4 protein-coding genes are annotated in these 3805 nt (G+C 68.1%); 2 read left to right on the top strand and 2 right to left on the bottom strand.

The annotated features are described in order from the left end of the window. Positions 1-296 (bottom strand): epoxide hydrolase N-terminal domain-containing protein (locus ACXJKR_RS26735; protein WP_457325396.1); only part of this gene is annotated, 296 nt, incomplete at its 3' end. A gap of 204 nt (positions 297-500) precedes the next feature. Here ACXJKR_RS26735 and ACXJKR_RS26740 point away from each other — a divergent pair. Continuing rightward, positions 501-1286, top strand: coding sequence for a carbonic anhydrase (locus ACXJKR_RS26740; protein WP_457325397.1), 786 nt, complete (start codon positions 501-503; stop codon positions 1284-1286). A 15-nt stretch (positions 1287-1301) separates the two neighbouring features. Here ACXJKR_RS26740 and ligA read toward each other — a convergent pair whose 3' ends face one another. Further along, entirely contained in the window at positions 1302-3335 is a 2034-nt protein-coding gene (ligA, locus tag ACXJKR_RS26745) for an NAD-dependent DNA ligase LigA (protein WP_457325398.1), read from the bottom strand. Between the two features lie 34 nt (positions 3336-3369). On the opposite strand from ligA, the gene ACXJKR_RS26750 reads away from it, so the two are divergent. Beyond that, positions 3370-3805: hemerythrin domain-containing protein (locus tag ACXJKR_RS26750; RefSeq protein ID WP_457325399.1), on the top strand; the 436-nt coding region annotated here is incomplete at its 3' end.

The following is a 3805-nucleotide window of genomic DNA, read 5'->3' on the forward strand; positions in this document are numbered from 1 at the left end:
GTGAGGATCAGCGGCAGCGCATGCGGCTCGGGCGAGCGCACGTGCAGAAAGTGAATCGTCTGGCCGTCGATCTCGGTTGTGAACTGCGGGTGGCGGTTCAGCGCGGCTTCCTGCTGGCGCCAATCGAATCCGTTCAGCCACTGATGGGCCAGTTCACGGACGAAAGCGACGGGCTGGCCGCGGCTCCAGTCCTGGGCCACGGCCTGCGGCCAGCGCGTCTGGCGCAGGCGCTGCTTCAGATCGTCGATGGCGGCTTGCGGGATGTCGATGTGGAAGGGGCGGATGGCAGCGGTCATGGTGGGCTCCAGGTGAGGTGAATCGATGGAACCCAGTGTCCGCAGCGGTCGGTTGGGGGTCTTGTAAAAACCCGCCACGGGGCGCTCGCATTTCTTCATCCACCGGCTGTCCGGAAGCTGTCGCCAGGGCGGCGGCTCTCGTCACACAATGACCGGCGCCGCCTCCCGCGCGGCGGCGTACTTCCAAGACTCAAGGAGCCGCACATGAAAAGGATTTCCCAGCTCAACGCCATCGCGCTCACGGCAGCCCTGCTGCCAGCCGCCGGCTTCTGCGCCGAAACGGCGACCGCACACCCCGGCCAGCACCCGGCCCACTGGACTTACAGCGGCGTGACCGGGCCGGCCAAATGGGCCAGCGTCGACGAGAAGTTCGGCACCTGCGCGATGGGGCAGACCCAGTCGCCCATCGACATCCGCACCACCGACGTCCAGTCGGCTGCCCTGCCCGCGATCAGCTTCGACTACAMGCCCACGCCGCTGAAGATCATCGACAACGGCCACACCGTGCAGGTCAACATCGCGCCGGGCAGTTCGATCACCGTCGGCGACAAGCGCTACGAGCTGCTGCAGTTCCACTTCCACAAGCCCAGTGAGGAACGGGTGAACGGCAAGGCCTATCCGCTCGTGGCTCATCTCGTTCACAAGAGCGAGGACGGCAAGCTGGCCGTCGTGGCGGTGTTGATGGACAAGGGTGCCAGGCTGCCGCTGATCCAGGCCGTGTTCGACAACCTGCCCAAGGCCAAGGAGCAGGAGTCCAGCGTCGCCGGCCTTGGCATCGACCTGAACGCCCTGCTGCCCGACAACCGCGCCTACTACAGCTTCGCCGGCTCGCTGACGACGCCGCCCTGCAGCGAAGGCGTCAGCTGGTTCGTGCTGAAGACGCCGGTGCAGGTGTCTGCCGAGCAGATCGCCCGCTTCGGCCGCGTCTATGCAATGAACGCCCGACCCGTGCAGCCGCTCAACGGCCGGGTCATCCAGGTCAGCCAGTGAGCGGGCGGGCGCTGCTCAGGCGCCCGTCTCCAACAAGGCCCGCAGGCCGGCCTCGTCGAGCACGGGGACGCCGAGGCTGCGGGCCTTCTCCAGCTTGCTGCCGGCCTCCTCGCCGGCGATGACGTAATTCGTCTTCTTCGACACCGAGCCGCTGACCTTGCCGCCCGCCTCCTCGATCAAGGCCTGGGCCTCGTCGCGCGAGAGTGTCGGCAGCGTGCCCGTCAGCACCAGCGTCTTGCCCAGCAGCGGCCGCGGCCGGTCGTCGGCCTCGCCGGCACTTTCCTTCGGTTGGACGCCAGCCGCCAGCAACTGCTCGACAACCTCGACGTTGTGCGGCTGCGCAAAGAAGGTGTGGATGCTGGTCGCGACGATGGGGCCGACGTCGGCCACCTCCAGCAATTGCTCGACGCTGGCGTTCATCAGCTTGTCCAGCGTGCCAAAGTGCCGCGCCAGCTCCTTGGCCGTCGTCTCGCCAACCTGGCGGATGCCGAGCGAAAACAGGAAGCGCGCCAGCGTGGGCGTCTTGCTCTTTTCCAGCGCGTCGACGATGTTCTGCGCGCTCTTCTCGGCCATGCGGTCCAAGGCTGCGAGCTTGGCGACGCCGAGCTTGTAGAGGCCCGGCAGGCTCAGCACGATGCCGGCGTCGACGAGCTGCTCGACCAGCTTGTCGCCCAGGCCTTCGATGTCCATCGCGCGGCGGCCGGCGAAGTGCAGCATGGCCTGCTTGCGCTGGGCCGGGCAGAAGACGCCGCCCGAGCAGCGGTGATCCATGCCGCCGCGCTCGCGCACGACCTCGCTTTTGCAGACGGGGCAGGCGCGCGGCATGTGGAAGTTGGGCACGTAGCTGGCGCGCTCACCGGGCACGCGGCCGACGACCTCGGGGATCACGTCGCCCGCCCGGCGGATGATGACCTTGTCGCCGACGCGCACGCCCTTGCGGCGCATCTCGAAGACGTTGTGCAGCGTGGCGTTGCTGACGGTCGTGCCGCCGACGAACACCGGGTCCAGCCGCGCCACCGGCGTCAGCTTCCCTGTCCGGCCCACCTGCACGTCGATGGCCAGCAGTGTCGTCACCTGCTCTTGGGCCGGGTATTTGTGGGCCACGGCCCAGCGCGGCTCGCGCGTCTTGAAGCCGAGCCTCTGCTGCAGCTCGCGGGAATTGACCTTGTAGACGACGCCGTCGATGTCGAAGGGCAGATCGTCACGCGCAGCCGCCACGCGCTGGTGGAATTCGACCAGGCCCGCCGTACCGGCCGCGACCGTGCGCAGCTTGTTGACGGGCACGCCGAAGTCGGCCAAGGCATCGAGCAGGCCGGACTGCGTCGCCGGCAGCGCCCAGCCCTGCACGTCGCCGATGCCGTAGGCGTAGAAGCTCAGCGGCTTGTCGCGGGCCTGGCGCGAGTCGAGCTGGCGGATGGCGCCGGCGGCCGTGTTGCGCGGGTTGACGAAGGTCTTGTCGCCCTTGGCACGCTGGCGCTCGTTCAACGCCTCGAAGGCGTCGCGCCGCATGTAGACCTCACCACGCACTTCCAGCACCGGCGGGGCGTCACCTTTCAAGCGCAGCGGAATCTGGCCGATGGTGCGCACGTTGTGCGTGACGTCCTCGCCCGTCTCGCCGTCGCCGCGCGTGGCGGCCTGCACGAGCACGCCGTCCTCATAGCGCAGGTTGATGGCCAGGCCGTCGAATTTCAGCTCGGCGTTGTAGTCCACCGCTGCGTCGCCCTCCTTCAGCCCCAGCTCGCGACGCACGCGGGCGTCAAAGGCGATGGCTCCGCCTTCGGTCGTGTCGGTTTCTGTCGTGATCGACAGCATGGGCACGGCATGGCGCACCGGCGTCAGGCCGGGCAGCACGGCACCGATGACGCGCTGGGTCGGCGAGTCCGCCGTCAGCAGCTCGGGGTGGGCCGCCTCGATGGCCTGCAGTTCGGCGAAGAGCTTGTCGTACTCGGCGTCCGGCAGTTCGGGCGCGTCGAGCACGTAGTACTGGTGGGCGTGATGGTTCAGCTGGGCGCGCAGATCGGCGGCGCGGGAGGCGGGGGCGGCGGTCATGGGGGCATTTTGTCGCGGTCGGACAATCCGTCGCATGAGCTCCCGTGTCGACTTCCTGCACGCCGGCCCCGCCGTCGGTTTCGACCAGCCCTTCGAGATGCTGGCCGCCTGTCACGAGCGCGTGCGCCGCAGCCTGGACCTGCTGCAGCGCCTGCATGCACATGTCCAGCAGCATGGCGTGGACGCCCAGGCGCGCGACGCTGCGGCCGATGTGCTGCGCTATTTCGACCGCGCCGGCCCGGCTCACCACGAAGACGAGGAGCGCCATGTGCTGCCGCGGCTGCGCAGGGCTGGCCTGACGGATCTGGCCGATCGACTGCACGCCGATCACGTCGAGATGGGGCGAATGTGGGCGCTGTTGCGCGAGCCTCTGCTCGCATGGACCGGCGGAAGAACCGCGCCTCTTGATGCCAACTTGTTACTTAACTACACAACTCACTATCAGGCCCATTTGGCAGCCGAAGACGATC

It is taken from the genome of Roseateles sp. P5_E11 (genome assembly GCF_054049355.1).

Excerpts from the sequence above, each read along its gene's own strand:
- ligA (WP_457325398.1), bottom strand. The coding sequence starts at position 3,335 with ATGACCGCCGCCCCCGCCTCCCGCGCCGCCGATCTGCGCGCCCAGCTG.